Genomic DNA, 3,652 nt, shown 5'->3' on the forward strand with positions numbered 1-3,652 from the left:
GGGATAGGCTCGGTGGGTGAGGGAGGTGTGGCGGTGAGGGTGTTGGCGGCGATGTCCGGCGGAGTCGACTCCGCCGTGGCGGCGGCGCGGGCCGTGGAGGCGGGGCACGACGTGACGGGCGTGCACCTGGCGCTGGCGCGTAACCCGCAGACCTACCGCACCGGGGCGCGCGGCTGCTGCACCCTGGAGGACTCCCGGGACGCCCGGCGGGCCGCCGACGTGATCGGCATCCCGTTCTACGTCTGGGACATGGCCGACCGGTTCCACGCCGACGTGGTGGACGATTTCGTCGCCGAGTACGCGGCCGGTCGTACCCCCAATCCGTGCCTGCGTTGCAATGAGAAGATCAAGTTCGCCGCGGTGCTGGACCGGGCCGTGGCCCTGGGCTTCGACGCGGTGGTCACCGGCCACCACGCCCGGCTCGGTGCCGACGGTCTGCTGCGCCGCAGCGTCGACGCGGCCAAGGACCAGTCGTACGTGCTGGCGGTGCTCACCCGCGAGCAGCTGGACCGGTCGATCTTCCCGCTCGGCGACTCGACCAAGGCGCAGGTACGCGAGGAGGCCGCCCGCCGTGGCCTCGCGGTGGCCGACAAGCCCGACTCGCACGACATCTGCTTCATCGCCGACGGGGACACCCGCGGCTTCCTCGCCCAGCGGCTCGGCGAGACGCCCGGTGACGTGGTCGACGCCACCACCGGCACCGTGGTCGGCAGCCACACCGGTGCCTACGCCTACACCGTAGGCCAGCGGCGGGGCCTGCACCTGGACCGCCCGGCCCCGGACGGCCGCCCGCGCTACGTCCTGTCCATCACGCCGACGACCAACACGGTCACCGTCGGCCCCGCCGAGGCGCTGGAGGTCTCCCGGGTCCGCGCCGAGCGTCCGGTCTGGACGGGCGGCCCGCGCCCCGACGCCCCGCTCGAGTGCGAGGTGCAGTTGCGGGCGCACGGCGACGTGGCGCCCGCCACCGTGGCGCTGGACGGCGACACCCTGCACGCCGAGCTGCGCCGCCCGGTGCGCGGCGTGGCCGCCGGCCAGGCGATCGTCGCGTACCGGCCGGATCCGGCCGGCGACATCGTGCTCGGTTCCGCCACCATCGCCGGCTGACACCGGCGCAGCGGATACCCTTCGGCCGTGACTGATCAACCCTGGCCCTGGCCTACCGGGGCGGCGACCGGTATCGGCTCGCTGCCCGGCACCGACATCGCCGAGGCGCAGCGGATGGTCCTCGGTGAGCTGCCCGCGCTGCCGCACCTGCCCGAACTGCCGGCGCGGGGTCCGGGCGCCGACCTCATCGGCCGGACCGCCGGCCTGCTGGTCGAGCTGCCGGTGGAGCTGTACGCGGCCCGCTGGCGGATCGCGCCGCGCCCGGGCCGGGACCTGCGCCGGGCCCGCGACCTGATGGAACGCGACCTCGACCAGCTGGCCGAGCAGGCCGAGGAGTACGCCGGGGTGATCAAGATCCAGGCCGGCGGCCCGTTCACCCTGGCCGCCTCGGTGGAGCTGCCGATCGGCGGCCGAATGGTGCGCGACCCCGGGGCGGTGCGTGACCTCACCGGCTCCCTCGCCGAGGGGCTGCGCCGGCACGTCGCGGAGGTCACCCGCCGGCTGCCGCGCGCCTCGGTGCTGCTCCAGCTGGACGAGCCGTCGCTGCCGGCGGTGCTGGCCGGGCGGGTGCCGACCGAGAGCGGGTTCGGCACCTACCGGGCGGTCGAGCCGGGCGTCGCCGGGTCGCTGCTGCGCACGGTGATCGAGGCGGCCGGGGTGCCGACCGTGGTGCACTGCTGCGCGCCGGACGTGCCGCTGGAGGTGATCCGCTCGGCCGGCGCCGTGGGCGTGGCCCTCGACGTCTCGCTCGTCACCGACCTGGACCCGCTGGGCGAGGCGATCGACGCCGGGCTCGGGCTGCTGGCCGGCGCCGCACCGACCCGGCCGCCGGCGCAGGGCCGCACGCCGACCTCGGCCGAGGTCGCCGACCGGGTACGCCAACTCTGGGACCGCCTCGGCTTTCCCCGCCGCCGGCTGGCCGAGCAGGTGGTGGTCACCCCGGCCTGCGGGCTGGCCACCGCCACCGGGCGGTACGCCCGCGCGGTGCTCACCGCCTGCCGGGACGCCGGGCGGCGGCTCGCCGAGGAGTGAGGGCTTACCCGTCGTACCCGCCGGGCACAATGGCCGGCATGATTGGACAGCTCCGTTCTGTGGTGGTCGACTGCCCGGATCCGCGGGCCCTGGCCGGGTTCTACGCCGAGCTGCTCGGCCTGCCCCTCATCGAGGACAATTCCGACGGCGACGACTGGGTGGTGCTCGGCGGCGCGCCGGGGCACCAGCCGCGACTGGCCTTTCAGAAGGCGCCCGACCTGCGGGAACCGCGGTGGCCCGACCCGGAGCGGCCGCAGCAGTTCCACCTCGACGTGACGGTCGACGACATCGAGGCCGCCGAGCAGGCGGCGCTCGCACTCGGTGCCCGACGGTTGCCCGGCGAGGGCGACGGCTTCCGGGTCTACGCCGACCCGGCCGGCCACCCGTTCTGCCTCTGCTGGGACTGACCGGTCCGCGCGGCGGCCCCGGTCGCGCGGCGGGTCCCGGGCGTGGCGCGGGTTGCGTCTGGCCGGCATGATCACCTCCGTGATCGACTCTTCGCTCCGGCGGGCCGCCGGCTCGCTCTTCGGCCTCGCCTACGGCGACGCGCTGGGCAGGCCCACCGAGTTCCTGACCGTCGCCGAGATCGTCCAGCGGTACGGTCCGGGCGGCCCCCGCGAGCTGACCGGCGATCCGGCGCTGGTCACCGACGACACCCAGCTGGCCCTCGCGGTCGGCTGGGCGCTGCACGACGCCGCCAGCCTCACCCCGGCGGTGGTCGAGCCGCTGCTGCGACAGCGTTTCCTCGACTGGGCGGTCAGCCCGGAGAACAACCGCGCGCCGGGGATGACGTGCCTGCGCGCCTGCGCCGAGCTGGGCCGGGGGGTGCGCTGGCAGGAGGCGACCGTGGCCGGTTCGAAGGGCTGCGGCGCCAACATGCGGGTCACCCCGGTCGGCCTGCTCGACGTCGACCTGGACATTCTCGCCGGGCTGGCCCAGCTCCAGGCGGGCCTCACCCACGGCCACCCGACCGGCCTGGCGGCCAGCGAGCTGACCGCGTACACGGTGCGGCTGCTGCGCGACGGCGCGGCACCGGCCCAGCTGCCGGCGCTGCTCGCCGAGCGGGCCCGCGAGCAGCGCCGGGTCTACCGGTCCGACTGGCTCGGTGACCTCTGGAAGCGTCCCGGCGCGGCGACGCCGGAGGAGTTCATCGCCCAGGGCTGGGACGAGTGTCTCGCCGTCCTCGACCGGCTGGCGGCCGCGGTGACCGGCCCGGACGACGGCGGCGACCCGTGCCGGCGCACCGGGGAGGGCTGGGTCGCCGAGGAGGCGCTGGCCACCGCGCTGTTCTGTGCCATCCGGCACGCCGACGACCCGGTCGCCGCGCTGGCCCGGGGCGCGACCACCGCCGGCGACTCCGACTCGATCGCCGCGCTGACCGGCGCCTTCCTCGGCGCCGCCTACGGCATGCCCGCCTGGCCGGCCCCCTGGGCCACCCGCATCGAGTACGCCGACCAGCTCGCCACCCTCGCCCGAACCTGGGACTGACCCACCCCAACTCCCACCTTCACCC

The 3,652-nt window shown here is 75.9% G+C and carries 4 protein-coding genes; all 4 read left to right on the forward strand.

Translation table 11 applies throughout. The features are described 5' to 3' along the window. Positions 1-33 precede the first annotated feature (33 nt). Positions 34-1,107, forward strand: a complete 1,074-nt coding sequence (gene mnmA, locus C1I99_RS30360) for a tRNA 2-thiouridine(34) synthase MnmA (RefSeq protein WP_111137599.1) — start codon at positions 34-36, stop codon at positions 1,105-1,107. A 27-nt stretch (positions 1,108-1,134) separates the two neighbouring features. Next, positions 1,135-2,139 (forward strand): uroporphyrinogen decarboxylase/cobalamine-independent methonine synthase family protein, encoded by a 1,005-nt coding sequence (locus C1I99_RS30365; RefSeq protein WP_111137596.1) that lies wholly within the window; start codon positions 1,135-1,137, stop codon positions 2,137-2,139. 38 nt (positions 2,140-2,177) lie between these two features. Next, positions 2,178-2,546, forward strand: a complete 369-nt coding sequence (locus C1I99_RS30370) for a VOC family protein (protein WP_199562450.1) — start codon at positions 2,178-2,180, stop codon at positions 2,544-2,546. Between the two features lie 67 nt (positions 2,547-2,613). Beyond that, a complete protein-coding gene (locus C1I99_RS30375; protein ID WP_111137598.1) occupies positions 2,614-3,627 on the forward strand; it encodes an ADP-ribosylglycohydrolase family protein in 1,014 nt (337 codons plus the stop codon). Positions 3,628-3,652 lie beyond the last annotated feature (25 nt).

The organism is Micromonospora deserti (genome assembly GCF_003236335.1).
Classification (GTDB): Bacteria; Actinomycetota; Actinomycetes; order Mycobacteriales; family Micromonosporaceae; genus Micromonospora; species Micromonospora deserti.

Excerpts from the sequence above, each read along its gene's own strand:
- C1I99_RS30370 (WP_199562450.1), top strand. The coding sequence starts at position 2,178 with ATGATTGGACAGCTCCGTTCTGTGGTGGTCGACTGCCCGGATCCGCGG.
- C1I99_RS30375 (WP_111137598.1), top strand. The coding sequence starts at position 2,614 with ATGATCACCTCCGTGATCGACTCTTCGCTCCGGCGGGCCGCCGGCTCG.